We start from the raw sequence: 25,772 nt of genomic DNA on the forward strand, positions 1-25,772 counted from the left end.
TATTTTAACTAGACTGTGTAAAAATGATTCCCCTGGTGGTTAGATGATATTTGAAACGTCTTTTCCCCTATATGGATGGTGGTGTGTCAGTTTGTAAGTGTACGCAGCTGCTTTTATAGGTCCCAAGGGGGTGGTTGGTAAGGGTGCGCTTTTTCAATCAGTTAAGTTTTAGTTATTGGAATAAGGTGCTATTGCTAATAGGTGTTGGGATTAAATATGTTCTATTGAGTAACTAAAATTATAAAGATTAGTTATTTTTGAGGCGAAACCTTTTTGGGGATTGGTTGTAATCTTCCTCTGTCATTAATTTTTTTGAGTACTATGCATTTATTATATCGATTTGGATTTTTATTGTTTGTTGTTGTTAGTGTAATCTCTTGTAAAACTAACGGAAAATCGTCTTCTTCCAAGGAGGAGGCCGTTAACCAAGAATCAGTTTCTTCTTTAGGGAAACCCAATATCATATATATTCTTGCCGATGATTTGGGGTATGGGGATCTCAGTGTTTTGGGGCAGGAAAAATTTACCACTCCCAATATAGATAAGTTGGTTGCGCAAGGGATGTTGTTTACACAGCATTATTCCGGGAGTACGGTTTGTGCTCCTTCCCGCTCTGCATTGATGACTGGTATGCACACAGGGAACACAGTGATTAGAGGTAATTACGAGATTCAGCCAGAGGGGCAGTATCCACTTCCTAAAGGCACAAATACACTTGCAAAATTCCTTAAAGATGCTGGCTATACCACGGGGGCTTTTGGTAAATGGGGACTTGGTTACCCCGGTTCTGAAGGAGATCCCAATTACCAGGGGTTCGATACTTTCTATGGGTTTAACTGCCAGCGGGTGGGACATAATTACTATCCCCAGCATCTCTGGGCTAATCAAGATTCTATTGTGTTGGCTGGGAATGCTGAACATCAGAGAGGGGAGTATGCTCCTGATCTTATTCATGATAAGACCCTTCAGTTTATAGAGGAAAATAAGGATGGGCCTTTCTTTGCCTATGTGCCTACTATTATCCCTCATGCAGAATTGGTGGTACCCGAAGAAATCCATGAGCAATACAGTGGTAAGTTTGAGCCCGAAACTCCCTATAGAGGGGTAGATAGAAGCAAGGCTAATGGTTATGGGGGGTATGGCTCCCAAGCAGAGCCACACGCAGCCTTTGTTGGTATGGTGCGACTCCTAGATCAGCAGGTGGGTGAAATTGTTGAAAAGGTAGAGGAGCTGGGAATAGCAGATAATACTATAATAATATTCACTTCTGATAATGGTCCGCACAAGGAAGGCGGGGCAGACCCAGATTACTTCAATAGCAATGGTCCTTTTAAAGGTTATAAGCGCGATTTGTACGAAGGTGGTATCCGCGTTCCCATGGCAGTTAAATGGCCTAAGGTTATAGAGGAGGGGGTTGCTACAGATCATGTTTCTGCATTTTGGGACGTTTTTCCTACTTTGATAGATATGTTAGGCGGGGAGAAGCTGTCCAATCTGGATGGGATTTCATTTTTACCTACCCTACTGGGAGATGAGGAAAAACAACAAAATCATCCCTATCTCTACTGGGAGTTTCACGAGTTGGGAGGAAGACAAGCGGTTAGAATGGGGGATTGGAAAGGTGTAAAGTACAACGTTCTAAAAGACCCGAATGCAAAATTGGAATTGTACAATCTTTCAACCGACATTGGAGAGGAGCATAATATTGCGGAAGACCATCCAGCAATAGTGAAGGAAATGGAGAAGATCTTAAAAGAGGCTAGAACTCCCTCAGAGGTCTTTACCTTTGGGGCTTCTTAAAGAAATATGGCATGTATTGCTAATGAATTTGCAATACATGCCATGATTTAAATTTCTTCATAATTTTGTTGGACTCTTGTGTTAATTTAATGTAAGTTTGTCCAGCTGTTTTTTCACTTGAAGAAAAGGATAAAACGGGGTATTAGCTCAGTTGGTTTAGAGCGCTGCCTTGACAGGGCAGAGGTCACTGGTTCGAATCCAGTATGTCCCACAAAACACTTTAAAGCGCCGCTTGTAGCGCTTAGAGAAGGTCTGTTAATCTTTCCAAAGCCATTCCTCTAGATCCCTTTATTAGTATTGTAGCTCCCTCCGTGGAAATATTCCCTATGTGTTCTTTAAGTACTTCAAAGGATGAATATTTGTGTAGGGAAGTTGTAGTTTGATGGAAGTTTTCACCAATCAATACTACCGTATCAAAATTCATTTCTGCGGCAAGGTCTGCAATGGCTTGATGCTCTTTTTTTGCTGAACTACCCAGCTCAAACATATCCCCTAAAAAAGCAATCTTACGCGTTGCTTTTATTGAATGGAGGTTTTCCAAGGCAGCCTTCATACTAGTGGGATTGGCATTGTAGGCGTCCAAGATAATCTGAGTGCCGTTTTTTTCTATTACTTGTGAACGATTGTTTTTTGGGTTGTAATTCTCCAAGGCTGACTTAATTGCTGATAGAGGTACCTTAAAATAGTGGCCCATAAGTATTGCTGCACAACAGTTGGTGAAGTTATAGCTGCCAATTAACCTGCTTTCTATGGTTACTTCCTTTACTTTTAAAGTAACATAGGGGTTGCACCCCTGGAATATTATAGGCAGGTGGTTTTGTGGGTGCTGGCTATACCCTAATTTATTGTCGGTATTTGCAAGTCGTTGAACCTGTATTGGATCATCGGCATTAAAAAAGACAAGATTATTGTTTGTCAGCAGGTAGTCATAGAGTTCGCTCTTGGCTGCAATAACCCCTTCCTCGCTACCAAATCCCTCTAGATGTGCTTTTCCAAAATTGGTGATATAGCCGTAATCTGGTTGGGCCAATTGGCAAAGGAAACCGATTTCCTTAGGGTGGTTGGCACCCATTTCCACTATGGCGATTTCCGTATCGGACGTTATGGAAAGAAGGGTTAGCGGAACTCCAATATGGTTGTTTAGGTTCCCTTTGGTAGCAATGGTCTTGTATTTTTCTGAAAGTACTGCTGTGATAAGCTCCTTGGTAGTGGTCTTTCCATTGCTACCGGTTAGCCCTATGATCTTTGCGCTGCAAAATTGCCTGTGATATTGCGCTAACTGTTGTAGGGTGTCTAGAACATCATCAACTAAAATGAAGCGCTCCGAACCTGCCAATTCGCGTTTATCTACAAGAGCATAGGAGGCCCCTTTTTCCAAGGCTTCCGATGCGTAGTCGTTTCCATCAAAATTATCACCCTTTAGTGCAAAGAATAAGCAGTTTTGGGATAATTTTCTAGTGTCCGTACATATATCCGGATACTTTAAAAAAAGGCTGTGCAGTTGTTCTATTGTCATTGGTCGAAGATAGAAAAAAAGCCCTTTTATGTAAAGGGCTTTTTTTCTATAATTATTTAGGTGGGAGAGTGTCTTATTTTCGCACTTTCTTGCTTCTAGGTGTTTTGTTATTTGTTTTGGATTTGGAGCCTACCCTAGACATGGCACATCTAAATCCAATATAATCCGTTGCCATATATTGAGGTAGGTACCTTCTTTGGGCCGGATCTAGCCAATAGGCTCTGTCTCTCCAAGAACCTCCTTTATATACCCTAACTTCGTCATTTATCAAAGTAGTTCTGTTGTTAGAGGTATCGTAAGCTCTTACTAACTCCCCATCCTCATTTACCTGAACCTTGCTCACTGGGGAATTGTACATTTTCTTTGCATTATTGTCATCTGTATCTCCACTGGTAAATCTGTCGTAGTAGCGGGTAGATCCTGGTTCCCCATCTCTATATCCGCGGTTGTCGCTAGTAGAGAAATTGGTTCTTAGGAAGGTCTCTTCCTCTCCAACGGGGACCATTTTAATTTCTCCCGGTAGATTTCTAGCTAAGATTTTCCCATTGGGCATGGTGTCGTAAACAACGGAGTCCCTTATTACTTTCACTTTTCCGTCCTCTCCAATGGCGGTTTTCATAAATACGTTCCCTCTAAAATAGTTGAAGTCGCTTACTTCATCATCTACGATGGGTCGGTACACATCCGCTACCCATTCGGCCACGTTACCAGCCATATCATACAGACCAAAATCATTGGGCTTATACGATTTTACTTCCGCAGTAATATCGGCACCGTCATCGGACCATCCTGCAATTCCGCCATAATCTCCTTTCCCTTGTTTAAAGTTGGCCAATTGGTCCCCTCTTCCTACGCGCTGTCCATTTCTGGTGTAGTTTCCTTCCCATGGATACTTCTTTCGTCCCCTATAGTTATTGTACTCTCTACTACCTATTTGGGCTTGGGCAGCATATTCCCATTCGGTTTCGGTGGGAAGTCTGTATTCAGGTAAAATTACGCCGCTGCTTCGTTTTGCAAATACAGAAACGGAATCCCTCTTGCGTTTCCCTTGCAGGGAATCTATCTGTCCATTGTAAACAGATTCTGGTCGGTTAAGATAGGCTTCGGTGCTAAAGCTGCCATCTATTTCTCCTGTGACTACTTTGTATTTTGCGTCCTTGGAAAGGTAGCCTTCCCGTTCTAGCATTACTTCATTTACACGGTCTGTTCTCCAAGCGGCAAATTGGGTGGCTTGTATCCAGTTTACTCCCACCACGGGATATTCTGCATAGGCAGGGTGTCTTAAGTAATTATTGGTCATGGTTTCATTATAGCCCAACCTGTTTCTCCATACCAGAGTATCCGGTAGTGCTCCAGTATAAATGTGAACGTATCTTGGGTCTTCTGGAGGATATACGCTTTTAAGGTAGTCTAGGTATTCCAGGTACATCACATTGGTAACCTCTGTTTCATCCATATAAAAGGACTGTACGTGTTGGGAGGTTGGCGTATTATTCCAATCCTTCATCACGTCATCTTGAACCTGCCCTTTGGTGAAAGTTCCCCCTTCTATAAAAACGAGCCCTGGGGCGGTTTCCTGTTCCTTAAAGTCTGAATTATATTGAAATCCTCCCTCCTTGGCGTTAATTTTCCAGCCTGTGGCTCGCGAGGTGTTTTTGGACGATGCATTTTTGCAACTTGTAAAACCACCCGCTACAATTGCACAGGAGAGTACAACTTTGATGAATTCTTTTTTCATAATTAGGACTTGAGTTCAAAAACAAACCTCCAAATAGAAGTCTGTTATTTTTATTCTTTAATAATTTGTGTCGCTTTTGGCATATAAAACGATGATTGAGGCATAATATTTTATAGGGGTCAAAATTAATTTATCCCGAAAATGATTTGCGCAGTCAACCATAGTTACATATAAATAACGGCTGATAATTTAATCTAGTATGGGTGGTGGTTACTTCTTTCGCGAAAAATATAAAAAATATTTTAATCAGGTGCGATTGACACCCAAGGTTGGTCATTAATCGCGAATATTAAACTATTTTGGCAAAAAAAAATTAGCTTTCTACAAGATAATATTAAAATAGACGTTTAATATGGTAGTAGGACTATAATTATATTTTATTTAATTATAATTGACCAGTTTTACGCCAATCGTATTAACTAGACTTTTAAAAAATGAAAAATTTTGTAATACTATGTCTGTTTTGTGTGGTAATTAAAGTGTCGGCACAAGAAGACAGGGTTATAACCACTGCTGTCCCTTTCCTGACTATAGCAGCCGATGCTAGGGCTTCTGGTATGGGGGATATGGGCGTGGCAACCTCTATGGATGCTTTTTCACAACAGTGGAATCCCGCTAAATTTGCCTTTGCAGATCGAAAAATGGGTTTCGGACTTAGTTATACCCCCTATCTCGAAAGTATAATTACAGATATTTCATTGCTCAGTGCAAGTTTTCACAATAAAATAAATGATAGGAGTGCGTTTGCTATTGGTATCCGCTATTTTACCTTAGGAGAAATAGAGCTGCGGCAATTTGCTGGAGATCCAGGGAGATTGGCCAAGCCTAATGAAGTGGCTTTTGATGGATCCTATTCCTTAAAGTTAAGTCAGACTTTTTCCATGTCCGTTGCAGGGCGCTTTATAAGCTCCAATCTTAAGCTGCCAGACAACGGGAGTGAAGATTCTAAGGCGGCAAGTTCCTTTGCGGTTGATGTTTCCGGTTATTATAGGTCTAGAGAAAGGATCTATGAGAATTTTGATGGTCGATGGAGGGCCGGTTTCAATATTTCTAACCTAGGTGGGAAGATGAAATATGATGATGGGGGACAAGAGAATTTCTTGCCCACAAATTTAAAGGCTGGGGTAGGGTTCGATTTTATTTTAGATCAAGATAACGTAATAGGGCTCACCACGGAATTCAATAAATTGTTGGTGCCTACACCTAAAGATTTTAATGATGATGGAGTAATTAATGCTGCCGATAACGATGTGTATCAGCAGATTTCTTTTTTTGAAGGGGTTTTTAAGTCCTTCGGCGATGCTCCCGGAGGGTTTAATGAGGAGCTTAAAGAGTTAACATGGGCTTTGGGAGCAGAATATGTATATCAGGAATCCTTTATGTTGCGGACAGGGTATTTTAATGAGAACGATCAAAAAGGCTCTAGGAAGTTTTTCACCTTAGGTGCCGGATTCAAATATAGAACGGCTCAGATAGACCTTTCTTATTTGTTCTCTACCTCCAAGGTGAGAAATCCGCTAGAAAATACCTTGCGGTTCTCCTTGACCTTTAATTTAGGGGATGAATTTTACAATAATTAAATAAGCGATACTTTATTTGATAAGTATCCGAAACCTGCCCTTGTGCAGGTTTTGTTTATTTTTGTTGGTATTTTATATAGGTATGTATCATGATAAAGAAGAATATAAGTTTTGAGTTGTTGGTGTATCCATCCAGTGAAGACCTGGGGGAAAAGGACAGGGAATTGCTGAAAATAGCCGTTGAGGCTCGGAAAAAAGCCTACGCTCCCTATTCCAATTTTAAGGTAGGGGCGGCCATCCTCTTGGCTAACGGTGAGGTAGTTCAGGGAAATAACCAAGAAAATGCCTGCTACCCAGCAGGATTGTGTGCAGAAAGGGTGGCTATTTATTACGCAGCTGCAAAATATCCCAACGTTCCTATTCTTAGCATTGCCATCAGTGCTACATCTACTACCTATGTAATGGATACCCCCGCTGCACCTTGTGGAAATTGCCGACAGTCCATTTCGGAATACGAAATCAAACAAAAGACTCCTATTTCACTTATTATGACCGGTGAAACTGGGGAAGTCCTAAAATGTCACTCCGTTGCAGATATTCTTCCCCTTCCTTTTAATAGTAGCTTTTTAGGCTAAAATAGATAGAGGTTTTTTCCTTTTTAGTGGCTTCCATAGTTCTTAGGATGCGGCTTATAGCGGTTCTTTGTCTAAACCTTTTAAATAATATTTTTTTCCTATTGATTTATATATGTATTTTTGTTCTCCGTTTTTATTTTAAGCAGGACTTTTAAATAATGCGATATACTTCAAAAATTGATAATTAATGGAAAAAATAACCAAAGAGGTCTACCTTAAGTGGTATGAGGACATGTTGTTCTGGAGGAAATTTGAGGATAAGCTAGCTGCGGCCTACATTCAACAGAAAGTTCGTGGATTTTTACATCTTTACAATGGGCAGGAAGCGGTCCTGGCCGGTGCATTGCACGCCATGGATCTAACAAAGGATAGAATGATTACCGCTTATAGAAATCACGTTCAGCCGATAGGGATGGGCGAGGATCCTAAGAAAGTGATGGCAGAACTCTATGGTAAGGTTACCGGTACCTCTAAAGGTATGGGTGGGTCTATGCATATTTTCTCTAAAGAGCACCGATTTTACGGAGGTCACGGTATTGTAGGGGGGCAAATTCCTTTGGGAGCTGGCCTAGCCTTTGCAGACAAGTATTTTAAGCGCGATTCTGTTACCATTTGTTATATGGGAGATGGTGCAGTAAGACAGGGGTCGCTACACGAAAGCTTTAACCTAGCGATGCTGTGGAAATTGCCAGTAGTTTTTGTATGTGAAAACAACGGGTATGCCATGGGAACCTCCGTGGAAAGAACATCTCATTCCACCGAAATATGGAAGCTTGGCCTCGGTTACGAAATGCCATGTGGTCCTGTAGATGGAATGGATCCTGTTACCGTAGCTCAAGAAATGAGCAAAGCAATAGAGCGCGCAAGATCTGGAGAAGGTCCTACCTTTTTGGAAATGAAAACGTACCGTTATAGAGGTCATTCCATGTCCGATGCACAGAGCTATAGAACCAAGGAAGAGGTGGAAGAGTACAAGAAAATAGATCCTATTACCCAAGTGTTAGAGGTAATCAAGGAGAATAAGTACGCTTCGGATGAGGAAATCAAGGAAATAGATACGAGAGTTAAGGATTTGGTTAAGGAATGTGAAAAATTCGCCGATGAGTCGGATTATCCTCCAATTAGCCAGATTTATGATATGGTCTACGAACAAGAGGATTATCCATTTGTACAACATAAAATTTAAGTAAATGGCAGAAGTAATAAATATGCCAAGACTTAGCGATACCATGGAAGAGGGGACTGTTGCTAAGTGGCTAAAACAGGTAGGTGATAAGGTAGAAGAAGGAGATATATTGGCGGAAATAGAAACCGATAAGGCCACTATGGAGTTCGAATCCTTTAACGAGGGTACCTTATTGTATATCGGTATCGAAGAAGGCGATACGGCTCCTGTAGATTCTCTACTTGCTATTATAGGTGATGAGGGAGAGGATATTTCTTCACTGATCAATTCTTCTCCAGAAGCTAAGGAAGAAGAGAAAAAGGAAGAAGAAACTGTGGAAGCAGAAGAAAACGCCAATGTAGAGAGCGCTAGTGCAGCTGTGGAGATACCTGAAGGGGTTGAAGTGGTGAAAATGCCTCGCTTAAGCGATACCATGGAAGAAGGGACCGTAGCCACTTGGTTGAAAAAAGTTGGTGATGAGGTGGAAGAAGGAGATATCTTGGCCGAAATAGAAACCGATAAGGCAACTATGGAATTCGAATCCTTTTATTCTGGTACGCTCTTGCATATAGGAATCCAGGAAGGGGAGACGGCGCCAGTTGATGCTGTCCTTGCTGTAATTGGCCCAGAAGGTACGGATGTAGACGCTGTATTGGCCAGTGATGGTAAGCCCGCACCGGTTAAAGAAGAAGCCTCCAAAGAAGAAGCTAGTCAAACGACTGCTACTTCTTCTTCAGCAACGGAAACAGCCGTAGCTCAGGATGGTCAGCGTATTTTAGCCTCACCTTTGGCCAAGAAAATGGCAGAGGAGAAAGGGATAGACCTAAGAAATGTAAAAGGTAGTGGTGATCAAGGTAGGATCATTAAAAGAGATATAGAGGAGTATAAGCCAGTGCAAAAAGCCGCTGAAAAGGCCGCAGCTCCTCAAGAGAAGGCCGGTGTAGCGCAAGCAGCTGCTCCCGCTCCAATTAATTTGCCAGTAGGGGAAGAAATGGTAGAAGAGGTTAAGAACTCGCAAATGCGCAAGGTTATTGCCAAGCGTCTTGGAGAGTCTAAGTTCTCTGCACCTCATTATTACCTTACCATTGAGGTAGATATGGATCATGCCAAAGCGTCTAGAGTACAGATCAATAGTCTTCCAGATACCAAGGTTTCCTTTAATGATATGGTAGTGAAAGCATGTGCCATGGCATTGAAAAAACATCCGCAGGTAAATACCACTTGGAACAACGATACTACGCTAATAAACCACCATGTGCATATTGGGGTTGCTGTAGCGGTAGAGGATGGGCTTTTGGTTCCGGTATTAAAATTTGCAGATCAAATGACCTTGACGCAAATTGGAGCTTCTGTAAAAGATCTTGCTGGAAAGGCACGTAATAAAAAAATCAGTCCGGCGGAAATGGAAGGAAGCACCTTCACCGTTTCCAATCTCGGAATGTTCGGTATATCCGAGTTTACCTCTATCATCAATCAGCCTAATTCCGCTATTCTATCGGTAGGGGCTATTGAGGAGAAACCGGTTGTAAAGAACGGGGAGATCGTTGTAGGTAGTACTATGAAAGTTACCTTGGCGTGCGACCATAGAACCGTTGACGGGGCTACGGGAGCTCAGTTTTTACAGACCTTAAGGGCTTATCTGGAGAATCCGGTAACCATGCTCGCCTAAAAAGGATAATTGGTCCCGGTTTTCTAGGGCCAGTCCACTCCAATTTGTATATTGGGGACTTTTGAAGGGCAAAAATCAATAAAAAAAGCATCCTGTCTTTCAGGGTGCTTTTTTAGATTTAAACCGTTCGCAATCAAGAAAATTATACATCCGACAGTTATTTGTGGGATGATTATTAATCACACCAAAATAAAACCATGGTTATGAAAAAAATATTCGTAGTAGGATTTGCAGGCTTAATGATGGCTTGCGGAGGAGCTAAAGTAGATCAGACGGTGCTTCTTGGAAAGGAAGCTCGTACAAAGGAGCGTCAGAAGCCGAGGCATTCATCCGCATCGGAAACTGCCAATTGGGAGTCGTTCTCCAGTAGTGAGGAAGTAGGAGAAATTATTAATTATCTGGCTTCGGATAAACTGATGGGTAGGGATGCAGGTACGGAAGGAATAAACAAGGCGGCTCAGCATTTAGAAAACTTGCTAAAAAGCTATGGTGTTGCTCCCTATTTCACTAGTTATAAGGATACGTTGTCTAATTTTGAAGTGCCTACCTATAATATTGTAGGGTATTTAGAAGGGACCGATGAGACCCTTAAAGACGAATTTGTGATTGTTGGGGCCCATTACGATCACATAGGTATAGTTTCTCCAGTGGCTGGAGATAGTATCGCAAATGGTGCCAATGACAATGCTTCAGGGACCACAACGGTAATGGAAATAGCTCGTTATTTTGGGGAAACCAGGGCCAATAAGCGCAGCCTCATTTTTGCCCTGTTCAGCGCAGAGGAGAAAGGACTCTTAGGGTCTAAGCATTTAGCCCAGAAATTAAAGCAGGAGGAGTTGAATCTATATCTAATGCTTAATTTTGAAATGGTGGGCGTGCCTATGAAAGACAAGGATTATTTAATGTACCTTACTGGATACGAAGAGTCTAATTTAGCAGAAGTCAGTAATGCCTATGCCAAGGAGAATTTGGTTGGATTTTTACCTACCGCCAAAGAATATAACTTGTTTATGCGTTCGGATAATTATCCCTTCCATTTAGAATTTGGAATACCATCACAGACCTTTTGTACGTTCGATTTTACCAATTACGACTATTATCACCACGTGGGGGACGAAGCTTATTTGATGGATTTGGATCATATGGCGAACCTAGTAAATAAAACAATTCCGGTTTTGGAGCAAATCGTTAATGCCCCAATGAAGGAAATAACATATCACTAATGGCAAATATTATTATTACAGGAAGTAGTAGGGGAATTGGATTTCAATTGGCGCAATTATTTGCCAATGAAGGGCATCAGGTGCTGGCACTTTCTAGAAACGATGCTCCCGTAGCGGCATTGAAACATAAAAATATCAGTAGTTTTTCATTCGATTTGGCCAAGGAGGAAGATTTTGAGAAATTGGATTCCTTCCTGGAAAAAAATTGGAAGCAAGTGGACATTCTGATAAACAATGCCGGAAAACTGGTGAATAAACCATTTTTGGAAACTTCTATGGAAGAGTTGGAGGAGGTTTACAGGGTAAATGTTTTTGGAGTGGCAAAATTGACTCAGAGAATAATTCCGCTTATGCCCCCTACGGGGCATGTAGTCTCTATAAGTACCATGGGTGGAGTACAGGGGAGTGTTAAGTTTCCCGGACTTACCGCCTATAGTTCTAGCAAAGCCGCTGTAATTACCATGACCGAGCTTTGGGCAGAGGAGTTTAAGGAGAGTGGTCCTATATTTAATGTATTGGCCTTGGGAGCTGTGCAGACAGAAATGCTTCAGGAAGCCTTTCCCGGTTATAAGGTAGATACAACTCCCTTAGACATGGCTACCTATATCAAGGATTTTTCTCTTAACGGAAGTAAGTTCTTTAACGGAAAGCTGCTTCAGGTTTCTAATTCTACTCCTTAGATCAAGACTTGGGAGACCTTGGAGTAATTCTAATTTTATTTGTTCTTGGGTTTGGGCAGCGGTACCGTTGCCCCATTCCCAGATATTAGGTTGGCCACTACCTTGGTCTGTGGAAATTGTTCTAGGATAATTTTCATGAATACCGTGATAGGTATTGCCATGATCAGTCCTGGAACACCCCAGATATAGCCCCACAGCATTAATACCACCAATACTGTAATAATGTTTATGGAGAAGGATTTTCCCATGAATACGGGCTCTAAAATAGAGCCAAATAGTACTTGGACTGCCGTTATAGACAGGATGAAGAAAAGTAGGATACTGGTGGTCTCCAATTCTACAAAGGCAAACAAACTTAAAAGAATAACGGACACAAAGGATCCTACCATCTGTACAAAGTTGATGGCAAAAGCAAATAAGCCCCAGAATATCGGGAAGCTAACGTCAAAGAATACGCAGGCCAATCCAATTCCAATTCCCGTAAAAAGACTTACTAGAAACTTCACCTTAATAAACTTTATAAGGTCCTTTTCAATTTTGAGAAAGGTTTTTACCGAGGTGTGCTTTTGTTTTAAAATGGTATTGTTCATTAACTTTTGAACGTTGATGGATTCTGCTAGCCATAAAACCACAAAAAAGACGGTCATTAAGATCATGGTAATCGTATTGCCTAGGAAGTCCAAAGTGGCACCAAAATTTTTCATCATGTTTTCATGAGGAAAAATATTGTTCAGGATGTTCTTATCCTGGGAATAGGGAAGTCCAAAGTTCTCTTCTAACCCTATAAATAACAATTCTAATTTAGCTTCTGCTTTTCCTAAGAATTGGTTGTCTGGAGATAGCAATTCCTGACTAGAAAGCTGTATGAGTCCGCCCAAGACCTTTAAGGCCATCAAAATAATCAAGGCCACTATGAATATGCTAATAGGTTTGGATACCTTTTTTTTGTTGAGCCATCGCATCAAGGGTAAAAATAACAGGGCGATGAACATGGAAAAAATTAAAGGTATAAAGATAAACGATAGTAATTTTAGTAAATAAAATACTAGAGGAATCACTATGATCAGCAGTAATCTATTGGTAGTTCTTAAATCGTTCATGTTGTAGATAACCGTAAAGTTTTATTGATATTGCTAGGATGTGGGTGCCTTCAAATATAGTGGAGCTAATACTTTACCCAGTCTCTAGTTTAATAAACTGCAAAGTTAGGGCAAAGAGTTGGCTTTTAAGCGTTAATAATAGTGTAAAAATGCATGATTTGCATCATTTGGCTCCAATTTAGACCCCTAAAGTACCTAGTTGGGGTAGATTTGCTATTTCCTGTAAGGGTGTAAATTCTGTGATTTACCTGCAAATGGGGATGTTAATTCTTGAGAACCGAATGGATTTGCTTTCTTATTTTTATAAGTTTCTCCAAAGATTATTAGATCCAGTATCTTATCTTGTGAACCCTTCCATGGAATTAGGACGGTTGTCAATAAAATATAGGAGCAAATAAGGAAATGGATGGTGTAGAAGTGGACTAGCTGCAAAAAAACATGTGCCGGTAAGAAGGCCAAGGGAATAGGAGAACTCAAAACGCTCCAACTACATATAAACTAAGGGGAATATGCCCGTACCAGTATAAAATTTCTAATTTTGCCCGTATGCAGGAAACGTTAGGGAAATATATTCCAGAAAGAGCTGTAGGTTTATGCATGCAGTTGATAAAGGAAAATCATATAAATTTAAAAATTGTAAACGAACGGGTTACCCGTCATGGGGATTATCGCAGGCTGGCTAATGGAAAGCATGTGATTACAGTAAACGTAAGCCTCAATAAATATCGATTTTTAATTACCTTGGTGCATGAAATTGCGCATCTGCTAGCTTTTGAAAAATATGGAAGAACTATAAAGCCACATGGGGTAGAATGGAAAAGAACATTTCAGCTACTAATGCTGCCATTTCTTAGGCCAGAGGTATTTCCAGCAAAGTTGTTGCCCTTATTGGCCAATCATTTTAAGAATCCTAGGGCTAGTAGTGATACCGATGCAAGATTATCCATAGCACTTAAAGAATATGATCAGCGGGAGAAAGGTAAGAATTATGTGTTTGAGCTGCCGCATGGAAGTATCTTCCGAATCTATAATGGTAAAATGTTCCAAAAGAAAAATAGAAGGGTAAAACGGTACGAATGTGTTGAAGTAACAACGGGAAAGGTATATCTCTTTCAACCAAACGCCGAGGTAGAGTTGATTAAAACTTAAGAAAGAAGGATGAGCAAAAAGTATTATGCCGTTTTAATGGCTGGAGGGGTAGGATCTAGATTTTGGCCTGTAAGTACTTCCGATTATCCCAAACAGTTTCACGATATGTTGGGTACTGGGGATACTCTTATACAAAGGACGTTTAAACGTTTAAATAAATTTGTTCCCACAGAGAATATATTGATTCTCACCAATGAGAGGTATAACAGCTTGGTGTTAGAGCAATTACCGGTGGTAGATCAGGAACAGGTGGTATTGGAGCCTGCCATGAGAAATACAGCGCCCTGTATTCTCTATGCCGCCTTAAAAATACAGAAAATGGATCCCGAGGCGGTAATGATTGTTGCTCCTAGCGACCATTGGATAGAAGATGAGGCCGCCTTTTCCAAGGATGTGGTGACTTGTTTTGAGAAATGTGAAAAGGAAGAGGTGTTATGTACCTTGGGGGTGAAGCCTAGCTTTCCCAATACAGGTTTTGGATACATAGAATATGGAAAGGACGATGCGGATCTTTTAAAGAAAGTGGTGCAGTTTAGGGAGAAACCTAACTATGATACTGCCAAGGAATTTCTTCTTCAAGGAAATTTTTTATGGAATGCAGGTATATTTATGTGGAGCGTGGCCACCATCGTAAAGGCATTTAAAAAGTATTGCCCGGATCAGTACCAATTATTTCAAAAAGGCCTACCCTATTACAATACAGCGGAAGAAGGGGCGTTTATCCAAGAGCATTATCCTAAGGCTGGGAATATTTCCATAGATTACGCCATATTGGAGCCCGCTAATAATATCTTTGTCCTTCCTGCCTCTTTTGATTGGAACGACTTGGGGACTTGGGGTTCCCTCTACGATAAGTTGGAGAAAGATAAGGATAACAATGCTGTGGTTAATGCATCCGTATTAACTGAGGATGCCAATGGCAATATGATTCGCACCCCCAAAGGCAAAATAGTGGTGGTAGATGGTTTGTCAGATTATATAATTGTGGATAAGGAAGAAGTATTGTTAATTTACCCCAAATCCAAAGAACAGGACATAAAAAATATACGTGCAAAAGTTAAAGATCAATATGGTGATCAGTTTGGCTAATTATGGAAGAAAAGTTAAAAAATAATGGAGGGCAAGAATTTGCCAATGGGAACCCGGAGAATATAAAGAAAGATTTTAAGGGGCTCTTGGGAGGAGTGGGTGTATTCCTAAAGGACCTATTGGATATTAGGGACAACACCGATCAAGAGGCCACCAAGGAGTCCATTATCGCAGATATACCGTTTAAGGGGCATACCTCATGGATTTTGATCTGTTCTATTTTTATAGCATCTATAGGTCTTAATGCCAACTCTACGGCAGTAGTAATCGGTGCGATGTTAATCTCGCCGCTAATGGGACCCATATTGGGAATGGGGCTTTCCTTGGCGACCAATGATATTGATACCTTAAGGAGATCTTTGAAGAATTTTGCGGTAATGGTGGTGCTTAGTGTGTTTACCGCTTTCCTGTTTTTTTATTTTTTCCCCTTACGCGATGAATCATCCGAATTATTAGCCCGTACCGCTCCGGATATTAGGGATGTGCTAATTGCCTTTTTTGGAGGTCTGGCTTTGGTAATTGCAAGGGCAAAAAAGGGGACTATTGCTAGTGTTATCTTTGGGGTGGCTATTGCAACCGCTTTAATGCCGCCTTTGTGTACGGTTGGCTTTGGTTTGGCTATTGGTAATTTTGGATATGCCACCGGAGCCATGTATCTCTTTATTATCAATACCATTTTTATTGGATTGGCTACATTTTTGGTATTAAAGTTATTGCGCTTTCCCATGGTGCGATATGCCAATTCTCAGCGAAGAAGATTTATCTCTAGAATGGCTTCCATAGTGGCAGTATTGGTTATGATTCCGGCTGGAGTCACTTTTTACAATGTCTTCCAAGAATCCCTTTTTAGAAAGGAAGCCAGTCAGTTTATAGCCAATAATATTATTCCTTATAAATTGCCAGGGGAAGGACGCTATCTAGATAACCTAACGGAAATAGACTACGGACGTGGAAAAAATGGCCATATAGAATTGGTGTTTATGGGAAGTGAGCCCATCCCCGATAATATTATAGCTACCTGGAACGCCCAAAAAGACGATTATGTAAAGTTGCGCAACGTGGATCTAAAAATTGTCCAAGGCTCCAAAAACCTGGAGTTGGATCAGATGAAGTATGTAAACGAATTGTACGAATCCAAGAAGGCAGAGCTCCTAAGTAAGGAAGAGCAGATACGGGTTTTAAAAGAAGCCGTGGAGAAAATGAGTGACCTTGCAGCCCAGCAGATCCCCTTTAAAGAAATCAGTGCAGAAGCCAAGACCAATTATGAGAACTTAAGCAATCTGGGATTTGCCTATATCCTCACTACAGATTTTAATAAACTGGATACCATTCCTATGTTCACTGTAAAGTGGGATAAGGAATTATCTGCCAATCAAAAGGTGAAAGACACCGAGAAATTGGCCAGTTGGCTGCGGTTGAGGTTGAAAAACCCTAAGATTCAGGTGCGAGAGGATGAAATTTAATTTCTTTCCTCTATATACATTTGACGCACCTTTTTGAACAGTTCGGAGGAGTATACAAAATCTGTCACCGCCTCGTTGTCTGTCTTAAAGATTTCCTTATTGCTGCCTTCCCATTCTTTGTGACCGTTTTTTAGGAAGATGATTTTCTCACCTATTTCCATTACGGAGTTCATATCATGGGTGTTAATGATAGTTGTGATATCGTACTCCTGGGTTATTTCATGGATCAGATTATCTATGAGTATTGCCGTTTTGGGATCTAAACCGGAATTGGGCTCATCGCAGAAAAGGTATTTGGGATTCATAACAATGGCCCGGGCTATGGCGACCCTTTTTTGCATTCCCCCAGATATTTCGGATGGAAATTTATTATGCGCATCTACTAGGTTTACCCGTTTTAGTACAAAGTCTACCCGATCTTGCATCTCGGATTTGGATTGTTTGGTAAACATGCCCAGTGGAAACATTACGTTGCCTTCTACGGTCATGGAATCAAAAAGAGCACTTCCCTGAAATACCATTCCCATTTCCTGCCTCAGGTCTCGCTGTTCTGCTCCAGTGAGTTCGGAATATATTTTACCATCATAGCTAATGGTTCCTTGTTCTGGTTTAAAGAGGCCTAGGAGACACTTAAGGAATACGGTTTTTCCCGAACCACTTTGACCAATGATGAGGTTGGTTTTTCCCTTTTCAAAATAACAGTCGATCCCTTTTAAAACATGGGAGTCACCAAAAGATTTGTGTATGTTTTTAACTTCAATCATTAGCCCAATAGTAATTGTGTTAACACGTAGTTTACAATAATAATGACCACACTGGTCCAAACAAAGGAGGTAGTGCTCGCCTTACCAACTTCTAAAGCACCCCCTCGCATATAATACCCATGGTAAGAAGGGATGGTGGCTATGAGTAGCGCAAATACAATCGACTTTATAAAGGAGTAAGTAATATGGAAGGGGATGAAATCTAATTGTAGACCTTCCGAGAAATCGGCGCTGGAACTAAATCCGCCAAACACACCGGCTACCCATCCTCCAAAAATCCCTACGTACATGGCAATGGCAATTACAAAGGGGTAGAACAGCATGGCAATAATTTTGGGGAAAATTAAATAGTTTAGGGAGTTTACCCCCATAATCTCCAAGGCATCAATCTGCTCCGTAACCCGCATGGTGCCAATACTGGAAGTTATATAGGAACCTACCTTCCCGGCCATAATTATCGAGGTGAAGGTTGGGGCAAATTCCAGTATTACCGATTGCCTAGTGGCAAAACCGATGAGGTTTCTCGGAATAAGCGGGCTAGTGATGTTTAAGGCGGTCTGTATAGCCACTACACCTCCTATAAAAAACGATATGAAGATAATTATGCCGAGAGATCCGTAAATAAGCTCGTCAATTTCCTTTAAAATAAGCTTCTTCATTATGGACCATTTGGTGGGTTTTTTAAAAACCTCGGTAATCATAATAAAGTAACTGCCTATGGATGCTAAGTAGTTCATTCAATAAAAATAAGCTTGAGCGGTAAAAATAACAATATTAAGAATCATTTAACCTTCAATTACGGGATAAAGGTTTTATTTCTATATTTTTGAGATTGTTTAAACTGAAAAAAAAATGATAAATAGAAGTGCTTTAGTCTTGTTTTTATTGGTGTTTCTTGGCCATCTTGGTGCTCCTGTGCAGGCACAGCGAAAATCTAAGAAAAAAATAGAAGTAAAGGAAGCTACAGAGATTGCTGTAAGTCCAAAATTAGTTGTAGGGATCGTAGTAGATCAGATGAGGTACGATTACCTGACCCGATTTTGGGATCAGTATGGGGAAGGTGGCTTTAAGCGTATGGTAAATGATGGTTTCAATTGTAAAAACAATCATTTTAACTATGCGCCTACCTATACCGGACCCGGTCATGCGTCGGTTTATACCGGGGCTACGCCTTCCATACACGGAGTGATTGGCAATGACTGGTATGATAAGTATGAAGATAAAAGTGTTTACTGTGCTGGAGACGATACCTATCACTCCGTTGGTACAGCGTCTACTTCTGGTCAAATGTCGCCCCACCGAATGCTGTCTACCACCGTTACGGATCAATTGAGGTTGCATACCCAAATGCAGGGGAAGGTAATTGCGGTTGCTATTAAAGACAGAGGTGCAGTTCTTCCGGGAGGGCATACCGCCAATGCGGCCTACTGGTTTAAAGGTGGAGATGAAGGTAACTGGATAACAAGTACCTATTATATGGAAGAATTGCCTAAATGGGTGCAAAAATATAACCGCAAAAAAAGTGTTGATAAGTACAAAAAGACGTGGGATACACTAAAGGATATTGATACCTATGTGGAGAGTGGAACGGATGAAAATAATTATGAAGGCTTGTTTAAAGGAAAGTCTACAGCAACTTTTCCATACAACTTAAAGGCCTTATGGGACGATAATGGGAAGTATGGTATTCTGGCCTCTACCCCATATGGTAATAGTATGACTACGGATTTTGCCTTGGCTGCATTGGAAAATGAGGGCTTGGGAACGGATGATATAACGGACTTTTTAGCAATTAGTTATTCCAGTACGGATTATGTAGGGCACAAATGGGGGGTAAATTCCAAGGAAGTTCAAGATACCTATATGCGTCTAGATCTAGATTTGGAAAGACTTTTCAATACCTTGGATGAGAAAGTAGGAGAAGGGGAATATACCGTCTTCCTTACAGCAGATCATGCAGCGGTACATGTGCCTGCGTATTTGAAGGATCAAAGAATCCCTGCAAATTACCTTTCTTTTAGGGAGCACAGAAAAACCTTTGATGATTTCTTGGAGTTTTCCTTTGGGTCCAAGGATATTGTTAAGAACGTTAGCAATAATCAAATTTTTCTAGACCATGAGGTTGTTAAGAGCTTGGAGCTTGATCCTGTTGCGGTGCAAAATGGCATTGCAAGGGAATTGATGGGCTACAAAGGAATCTATAAAGTATACACTGCAGAGCAAATGTGGAAAAACGATTATAGCAAAGGAGTTTCCCATATCCTTCAGAACGGCTACAACCAGAAGCGTTCCGGAGATATCCTGATAGTGAATGATCCGGCAACCATTAGTTATGCAAAAACTGGTTCTACACATGGATCTCCATGGATGTATGACACCCATTCGCCTTTATTGTTTTACGGAAAAGGGATTAAAACGGGGAGTACAGTGATCAGAACAGAAATTCCTGATATTGCGCCCACCATCTCTGCTCTTTTAGGGATTGCATTTCCATCTGGGGCTACTGGAGAGCCTATTTCGGAGGTGTTGGAGTAGCGAATAGTACCAACAAGGGTTTTAAAAGGGCCAAGCTTTTCTTCTTAGAAAAGTTTGGCCCTTATTTTTTTCCATCGCAAATGACGAATAAACCTACCCTCTGACGCATTGACTAAGAAGGGCGATTTGCTCTTTTTTGCTAAATAATAACCCCGCATATTATCCCAGAAAACGAGTGGCTTTTTGTGTTTTACAGCCATTTTTATGGAGGCAATTAAAGTTATTATAAATCCGTACCGCATGGTGTACATCGCTTTACCTTGCAGCAGTCTAGCTTTTTGGTTATAGGCCTTGCCCAAGGGGCGTAGGTGCTTAACGGCCAAGCTCTCCTCGGTGTGAATAGCGAACGCGTGGTACTGTGCTAGCAGCTCATCTACCGTATCCCATCCCATAGCGTTTTTAAGTCCACCAATAGCCTTAAAACAGTTTCTGGAGTAGGCCTTGAAGGCTCCGCGAACGTGGTCTCGGTCCATAGGATGGTTTAAAATCCATTTTCCATCTTGGTCTTGTTCATATATAAAACCCCCTGCAATGCCCACTTTGGGGTGCTGACGGAAAATCTGGGAGATGGTTTCAAAGTAATTTGGTGGAAGTATGGTATCTGCATCCAATTTTACCAGAAAATCATAGTCGGGGTCAATTTGCTCCAGACCTTTGTTAAAGGCGTTAATCACTTTGCTGCCAGGCATATGTTCCGTGGAAGAAGTGGTGTTAAGCTTGGTAATGAAATTGTATTGGGAGGTGAACCGGTCTATGATATCTTCCGTATTGTCTGTAGAATGGTCATTAACAACCACTACCTTTGCCGGTAGTAAGCTTTGGTCTACCACAGATTGCAAATGGGCAGATAAAAAGTTGCCCTCATTATGGGCGGGAATAATGATTTGATATTTCATGGCTCGACGTAAACAGCGACTAAAATACGAAAAGCAACTATGGAATGCCCAGGGCTGTTGATTGCTACTGTTAGTTTTCTTTTAGATTGTCCTTAGAAGTGGTAGTGCGTTCTGCATACACGATGTAATATCGGGGGGTAAAACTTCTTAATAGTGGTCTTATTCCTAACTTATTTACAGGGTTGGTCCATTTGGCCCTGTCTTTTATTTCCCAACCCGATTTTTCCAATAGCCAATCGAACTGCCAAGGCTCAAATTCGTGGTAATGTCGGTCCCAAGGATCTGTTTTACTGCGATACGCAGGGGAAAACCATAGTCGTAAGGGAATGCTTGCCACTAATTTATTGCTTTTAACTTCCCTGAGAATATTATAGGGGGCAACTAAATGTTCAAATATCTCGAAGGCGGTTACTACCTCTGCATCGCTTTGCTGTACCGAGGTAAAATCTAAGTCTAGGTCCTCTCCCTTGGTGTTGGATACCGTATATCCGTTCTCTTTCATGATTTTAGAGAAGGGGTTTTCTACACCAAGATCTAGGATAGGCTGATCCGGAGATACGTGTTTCTGTAGAAAAGCTAAGGTGTTTTTAAATCGTTTGTTCGGAAAAGTTTTCTCGTACATGGGTTAGTGACAGTTATACTCTGTAAACTATGGCGTTTATATTCATACCAGCGCCAACGCTCGCAAAGATAACAACATCTCCCTTGGAAATGGATTGGTTTTCTACTTTTCCTTTTTTTACCATATCATATAATGTGGGGATGGTAGCAACCGAGCTATTTCCTAACTTCGCAATATTCATGGGCATAATGCCTTCTGGCATTTCACGATTGTATTGCTTGTAGAAACGTTTTACAATGGCCTCATCCATTTTTTCGTTTGCTTGATGGATAAAAATCTTTTTGATCTCAGAAATATCCACCCCACTCTCGTCCAAGCACTCTTTCATGGCCTTAGGGACATTGGTGACTGCAAATTCATAAATTTTTCGGCCATACATTTTAATGTATCGATGATCTTCTTCGGTTTCTTGGGAGTACGACTCGCCAAAGAAGAGAAAATAAGCTTCCCCATTGGCAAAGGTGGCGCTATTATGGGCTAATATCTCGCCATGGTCTTCCTTAGCTTCCACTATGGCAGCGCCAGCTCCGTCCGAATAGATCATGGAGTCACGGTCGTGCCTATCTACTACCCTGGATAGTGTTTCTGCACCAATTACCAGGCACTTTCTTGCAATGCCACTTTTTATAAATGCATTGGCCTGTATTACTCCTTCTACCCAGCCAGGGCAGCCGAACATTAGGTCGTATGCCACGCATTTGGGATTTTTAATTTGTAGCTGGTGTTTTACCCTTGTGGCTAAACTGGGCAAGGTGTCTCCTTGTGGTTTACCCTTGGATACATCGCCAAAATTATGGGCCACAATAATATAATCCAGTTCTTCCTTATCAATACCTGCATCGGCGATTGCCTTTTCTGCGGCAAAGAAGGCCAAATTGGAGGTGTTTAAGTCTTCCGTGGCATAACGGCGCTCTTCTATACCTGTAATGTGCTTAAACTTTTGGATAATGACATCGTTGGGATGCTCAAAAGGAGTTCCATCGTCATTTAAAAATTCGTGGTTTATGAAATCCGTGTTTTTGGTTACTTCTGTTGGCAAATAAGAGCCAGTGCCTGTAATTCCAATTTTCATAATAAGGTGCTCATTTTAGTATAAATATATAATAATGCATGGTAAGTTTTTACTGTGCAGACAGTTCTTACGATGTTCAATAACCATTTTTCTGCGCTAGTGCAAAAGAAAACAGCCTTTCAAATAATGTTGAAGGGCTGCTATCTTGTTGATTGTCTGTGTTTTCTATGCTTCCATATAGGCTTCTATAGGAGCGCAGGTACAGATTAAATTACGGTCTCCATAGGCTTCATCTACTCGCCTAACAGAAGGCCAAAACTTATTTTCCATAATATAAGGTAAAGGAAAAGCCGCTTTCTCTCTACTATAAGGAAAGTGCCATTGGTCCGAGGTTATCATTTCCAAGGTGTGTGGAGCGTTTTTAAGCGGGTTATTGCTATCCTCCAATGTTGCCTCGTCTATTTCTTCTCTAATAGAAATCATCGCGTTACAGAAACGATTTAATTCTGCTAAACTTTCACTTTCCGTGGGCTCAATCATTAAAGTCCCTGCTACGGGGAAGGAAACTGTAGGGGCGTGAAAACCATAATCCATTAGTCTTTTGGCAATATCGGAAACCTCAATGCCTTTCTCTTTAAAGGGTCTGCAGTCTATGATCATTTCATGGGCTGCCCTTCCCTGTTCCCCTGTGTAAAGTACTTCAAACCTACCACTCAACCTGTTCTTTATATAGTTGGCATTTAAAATAGCGGTTCTAGTCGCATGGGTGAGTCCACTTTCACCTAGCATCTTAATGTAGCCATAGGATATTAGGCATACCAATGAGCTTCCCCATGGGGCAGCAGAGATGGCAGTAATGGCTTTTTCTCCACCAGTGGTTATTACTGGGTTGCCCGGTAAAAAGGGAACTAATTGCTCTGCTACACAGATTGGGCCCACACCAGGTCCGCCTCCTCCGTGAGGAATAGCAAAGGTTTTGTGTAGGTTAAGATGACAAACGTCTGCTCCAATCGTTGCTGGGTTGGTAAGTCCTACCTGAGCGTTCATATTGGCGCCATCCATATACACCTGTCCTCCATTGTCATGGATCACTTGGGTGATTTCCTTAATAGATGATTCAAAAACACCATGGGTAGAAGGGTAGGTAACCATTAAAGCGGCAAGGTTATCCTTGTGTAAAATTGCTTTTTCGGTTAAATCGGTTACGTCTATATTCCCATTTTCATCGGTTTTGGTCACTACCACTTTCATTCCGGCCATCACTGCAGATGCAGGGTTGGTTCCGTGGGCAGAAGCGGGAATTAAACATATGTTTCTGTGACCTTCGCCCTGAGATTCGTGATAAGCCCTAATAACCATTAATCCTGCATATTCCCCTTGTGCACCCGAATTAGGCTGAAGGGAGGTCCCGGCAAAACCTGTAATAATAGTGAGGTATCGCTCTAGTTCTTTAAGGACTATTTGATATCCTTCCGCTTGGTCTATAGGGGCAAAAGGATGTATGTTGCCCCAACGTGCCATGCTTATGGGGAGCATTTCCGAGGCTGCATTCAGCTTCATGGTGCAAGATCCCAAGGAAATCATGGAGTGGTTTAGGGCCAAATCTTTTCTTTCCAGTCGTTTGATGTAGCGCATCAACTCTGTTTCAGAATGATAGGAATTAAAGACCTCATTTTCCAAAAACGGGGAGTTTCTCCTAGCTGCAGGGGTGATGTTACAGTTGGTATCCAATTCTTGGAGAGTGTTTGTTTCTTTGCTCAGCGCCTCTGCAAAAATGTCTGTTATTTTTTGCAGGTCGTTTAGCGAGGTGGCCTCATTTAGGGAGATTCCTATGGTAGTATCATCAATATAACGGAAGTTTACTTCCTGTCTTTCAGCAATCGGTTTTACTTTTACGGCATCCGCCTTTACCATTAAGGTGTCAAAATAGGAGGTGTTCAGTTGGGTTGCCCCCAACTTTTCCAAGCTATTTGCCAAGGTAGTTGCAGAGCTATGTACTTTATTGGCAATGTATTGCAATCCTTTTGGGCCGTGATATACCGCATACATTCCTGCCATAACTGCTAAAAGCACTTGGGCAGTACAAATGTTAGAGGTGGCTCGGTCTCTTTTTATATGTTGCTCCCTTGTTTGCAAGGCCATTCTAAGTGCATGCTTCCCGTCTACGTCTTTGGTAACGCCTATAATTCTTCCTGGGATGCTTCTTTTATAGGCCTCTTTGGTGGCGAAATAGGCGGCATGTGGCCCCCCATAACCCAATGGGATTCCGAAACGCTGTGTGGTACCTACCACTACATCGGCACCAAACTCACCGGGAGGGGTAAGCATTACCAAGCTCAAGATATCTGCTGCTACAGCGATTTTTATATCCCTTTCTGCAGCATTAGCAGCAAATGAGGAGAAATCGTGTACTTGACCGTTTTTACCAGGATATTGTAGAAGCACCCCGTAAAAATCATCGCCAAAATCAAAATCCTCGTGATTCCCGACAACCAATTCAATGTCTAAAGGTGCAGATCTTGTTTTTAGTACGGACAGTGTCTGTGGTAAAATCTCTTCGGAAACAAAGAACTTCTGTGCTTTGTTCTTCTTTTTAGCTCGGCTACGCACCTCATAGAGCATCGTCATGGCCTCAGCTGCCGCAGTACTTTCGTCCAATAAGGAGGCGTTTGCCAACTCCATTCCGGTTAAATCTACCAACATAGTCTGGAAGTTTAACAAAGCTTCTAATCGCCCTTGGGCAATTTCTGCTTGGTATGGGGTGTATGCGGTATACCAACCCGGGTTTTCCAGAATGTTTCTTTTGATTACCGAAGGGGTTAAGCCTTCATGGTATCCAAGGCCAATGTAGGACTTAAATACTTTGTTCTTTTCGGAAAGATCTTGAATATGGGATAAATATTCGTGTTCGCTCATAGGCGAATCTAGATCTAAAGGTTGTTTTAACCGGATGTCATCGGGGATAGTCTCTTTGATCAACTCGTCTAAAGATGCAACATTAATGGTATTCAACATTTGTTGAAGATCCTTTTCTCCAATGCCGATGTGCCGTAGGGCAAATACATCTGTCCTCATATTTTGAATATTTTATCTAAAATAATGGTCTGCAAAAGTACTCATTATTTACAACTATTTTGTAGGTTTATTATGGATCACTATTAAAGTTTTTAACCAATTGCACAAGTTGTAAACAGTT

The 25,772-nt window shown here is 41.3% G+C and carries 20 protein-coding genes and 1 tRNA gene; 12 read left to right on the plus strand and 9 right to left on the minus strand.

What is annotated here, in order from left to right:
- Positions 1 to 321: 321 nt before the first annotated feature.
- Positions 322 to 1,800, plus strand: a complete 1,479-nt coding sequence (locus F1E73_RS02615; protein WP_150451034.1) for an arylsulfatase — start codon at positions 322 to 324, stop codon at positions 1,798 to 1,800.
- A gap of 136 nt (positions 1,801 to 1,936) precedes the next feature.
- Positions 1,937 to 2,011, plus strand: a tRNA-Val gene (locus tag F1E73_RS02620).
- A 30-nt stretch (positions 2,012 to 2,041) separates the two neighbouring features.
- On the opposite strand, the gene F1E73_RS02625 is transcribed toward F1E73_RS02620, so the two are convergent.
- Positions 2,042 to 3,316 carry a UDP-N-acetylmuramoyl-tripeptide--D-alanyl-D-alanine ligase gene (locus F1E73_RS02625; protein WP_150451035.1) on the minus strand — a complete coding sequence of 425 codons (1,275 nt, stop codon included), beginning with the start codon at positions 3,314 to 3,316 and terminating at the stop codon, positions 2,042 to 2,044.
- 73 nt (positions 3,317 to 3,389) lie between these two features.
- Complete coding sequence (gene gldJ / locus F1E73_RS02630) at positions 3,390 to 5,054, minus strand: gliding motility lipoprotein GldJ (protein WP_086476643.1); 1,665 nt, start codon at positions 5,052 to 5,054, stop codon at positions 3,390 to 3,392.
- A 434-nt stretch (positions 5,055 to 5,488) separates the two neighbouring features.
- Between gldJ and porV the strand changes: the two genes are divergently transcribed.
- The 6 genes from porV to F1E73_RS02660 all read left to right on the plus strand — a co-directional run bounded on the left by porV (position 5,489) and on the right by F1E73_RS02660 (position 11,946).
- Entirely contained in the window at positions 5,489 to 6,634 is a 1,146-nt protein-coding gene (porV, locus tag F1E73_RS02635; protein WP_086476644.1) for a type IX secretion system outer membrane channel protein PorV, read from the plus strand.
- 89 nt (positions 6,635 to 6,723) lie between these two features.
- A complete protein-coding gene (gene cdd, locus F1E73_RS02640; protein WP_086476645.1) occupies positions 6,724 to 7,209 on the plus strand; it encodes a cytidine deaminase in 486 nt (161 codons plus the stop codon).
- Between the two features lie 187 nt (positions 7,210 to 7,396).
- Positions 7,397 to 8,395: a pyruvate dehydrogenase (acetyl-transferring) E1 component subunit alpha gene (pdhA, locus tag F1E73_RS02645; RefSeq protein ID WP_086476646.1), complete on the plus strand. Its 999-nt coding sequence runs from the start codon at positions 7,397 to 7,399 to the stop codon at positions 8,393 to 8,395.
- A gap of 4 nt (positions 8,396 to 8,399) precedes the next feature.
- Positions 8,400 to 10,043 carry a pyruvate dehydrogenase complex dihydrolipoamide acetyltransferase gene (locus F1E73_RS02650; RefSeq protein WP_086476647.1) on the plus strand — a complete coding sequence of 548 codons (1,644 nt, stop codon included), beginning with the start codon at positions 8,400 to 8,402 and terminating at the stop codon, positions 10,041 to 10,043.
- Between the two features lie 203 nt (positions 10,044 to 10,246).
- Positions 10,247 to 11,266 carry a M28 family metallopeptidase gene (locus tag F1E73_RS02655; protein WP_150451036.1) on the plus strand — a complete coding sequence of 340 codons (1,020 nt, stop codon included), beginning with the start codon at positions 10,247 to 10,249 and terminating at the stop codon, positions 11,264 to 11,266.
- Positions 11,266 to 11,946 (plus strand): SDR family NAD(P)-dependent oxidoreductase, encoded by a 681-nt coding sequence (locus F1E73_RS02660; RefSeq protein ID WP_086476648.1) that lies wholly within the window; start codon positions 11,266 to 11,268, stop codon positions 11,944 to 11,946. Before F1E73_RS02655 ends, F1E73_RS02660 begins: the two co-directional genes overlap by 1 nt.
- A 35-nt stretch (positions 11,947 to 11,981) precedes the next feature.
- On the opposite strand, the gene F1E73_RS02665 is transcribed toward F1E73_RS02660, so the two are convergent.
- Positions 11,982 to 13,046: an AI-2E family transporter gene (locus F1E73_RS02665; RefSeq protein ID WP_086476649.1), complete on the minus strand. Its 1,065-nt coding sequence runs from the start codon at positions 13,044 to 13,046 to the stop codon at positions 11,982 to 11,984.
- A 546-nt stretch (positions 13,047 to 13,592) separates the two neighbouring features.
- Between F1E73_RS02665 and F1E73_RS02670 the strand changes: the two genes are divergently transcribed.
- From F1E73_RS02670 to F1E73_RS02680, 3 genes are read left to right on the plus strand one after another with little or no spacing between them, the layout of a single operon-like run.
- Entirely contained in the window at positions 13,593 to 14,195 is a 603-nt protein-coding gene (locus tag F1E73_RS02670; RefSeq protein WP_150451037.1) for a SprT-like domain-containing protein, read from the plus strand.
- A 9-nt stretch (positions 14,196 to 14,204) separates the two neighbouring features.
- Complete coding sequence (locus F1E73_RS02675) at positions 14,205 to 15,284, plus strand: mannose-1-phosphate guanylyltransferase (protein ID WP_150451038.1); 1,080 nt, start codon at positions 14,205 to 14,207, stop codon at positions 15,282 to 15,284.
- Positions 15,285 to 15,286: 2 nt separating this feature from the next.
- Positions 15,287 to 16,747, plus strand: a complete 1,461-nt coding sequence (locus F1E73_RS02680; protein WP_086476652.1) for a DUF389 domain-containing protein — start codon at positions 15,287 to 15,289, stop codon at positions 16,745 to 16,747.
- Here F1E73_RS02680 and F1E73_RS02685 read toward each other — a convergent pair.
- Together F1E73_RS02685 and F1E73_RS02690 are read right to left on the minus strand one after the other, a co-directional pair.
- Positions 16,744 to 17,511: an ABC transporter ATP-binding protein gene (locus tag F1E73_RS02685; RefSeq protein ID WP_086476653.1), complete on the minus strand. Its 768-nt coding sequence runs from the start codon at positions 17,509 to 17,511 to the stop codon at positions 16,744 to 16,746. The two genes, F1E73_RS02680 and F1E73_RS02685, sit on opposite strands and share 4 nt — an antisense overlap.
- Positions 17,511 to 18,248, minus strand: a complete 738-nt coding sequence (locus F1E73_RS02690; protein ID WP_086476654.1) for an MlaE family ABC transporter permease — start codon at positions 18,246 to 18,248, stop codon at positions 17,511 to 17,513. The genes F1E73_RS02685 and F1E73_RS02690 overlap by 1 nt, the downstream gene beginning before the upstream one ends.
- 115 nt (positions 18,249 to 18,363) lie before the next feature.
- Between F1E73_RS02690 and pafA the strand changes: the two genes are divergently transcribed.
- Positions 18,364 to 20,046, plus strand: a complete 1,683-nt coding sequence (gene pafA / locus F1E73_RS02695) for an alkaline phosphatase PafA (protein WP_086476655.1) — start codon at positions 18,364 to 18,366, stop codon at positions 20,044 to 20,046.
- A gap of 44 nt (positions 20,047 to 20,090) precedes the next feature.
- Here pafA and F1E73_RS02700 read toward each other — a convergent pair whose 3' ends face one another.
- The 4 genes from F1E73_RS02700 to gcvP all read right to left on the minus strand — a co-directional run bounded on the left by F1E73_RS02700 (position 20,091) and on the right by gcvP (position 25,651).
- A complete protein-coding gene (locus F1E73_RS02700) occupies positions 20,091 to 20,942 on the minus strand; it encodes a glycosyltransferase family 2 protein (RefSeq protein ID WP_150451039.1) in 852 nt (283 codons plus the stop codon).
- Between the two features lie 70 nt (positions 20,943 to 21,012).
- On the minus strand, positions 21,013 to 21,564 hold the full coding sequence (locus F1E73_RS02705; protein ID WP_150451040.1) for a methyltransferase: 552 nt from the start codon (positions 21,562 to 21,564) through the stop codon (positions 21,013 to 21,015).
- Positions 21,565 to 21,577: 13 nt separating this feature from the next.
- Positions 21,578 to 22,636 carry a 3-oxoacyl-ACP synthase III family protein gene (locus F1E73_RS02710; protein ID WP_150451041.1) on the minus strand — a complete coding sequence of 353 codons (1,059 nt, stop codon included), beginning with the start codon at positions 22,634 to 22,636 and terminating at the stop codon, positions 21,578 to 21,580.
- 165 nt (positions 22,637 to 22,801) lie between these two features.
- Positions 22,802 to 25,651 (minus strand): aminomethyl-transferring glycine dehydrogenase, encoded by a 2,850-nt coding sequence (gene gcvP, locus F1E73_RS02715; RefSeq protein ID WP_150451042.1) that lies wholly within the window; start codon positions 25,649 to 25,651, stop codon positions 22,802 to 22,804.
- Positions 25,652 to 25,772: the final 121 nt, after the last annotated feature.

This window comes from Arenibacter lacus, assembly GCF_008711145.1.
GTDB classification, from domain to species: domain Bacteria; phylum Bacteroidota; class Bacteroidia; order Flavobacteriales; family Flavobacteriaceae; genus Arenibacter; species Arenibacter amylolyticus.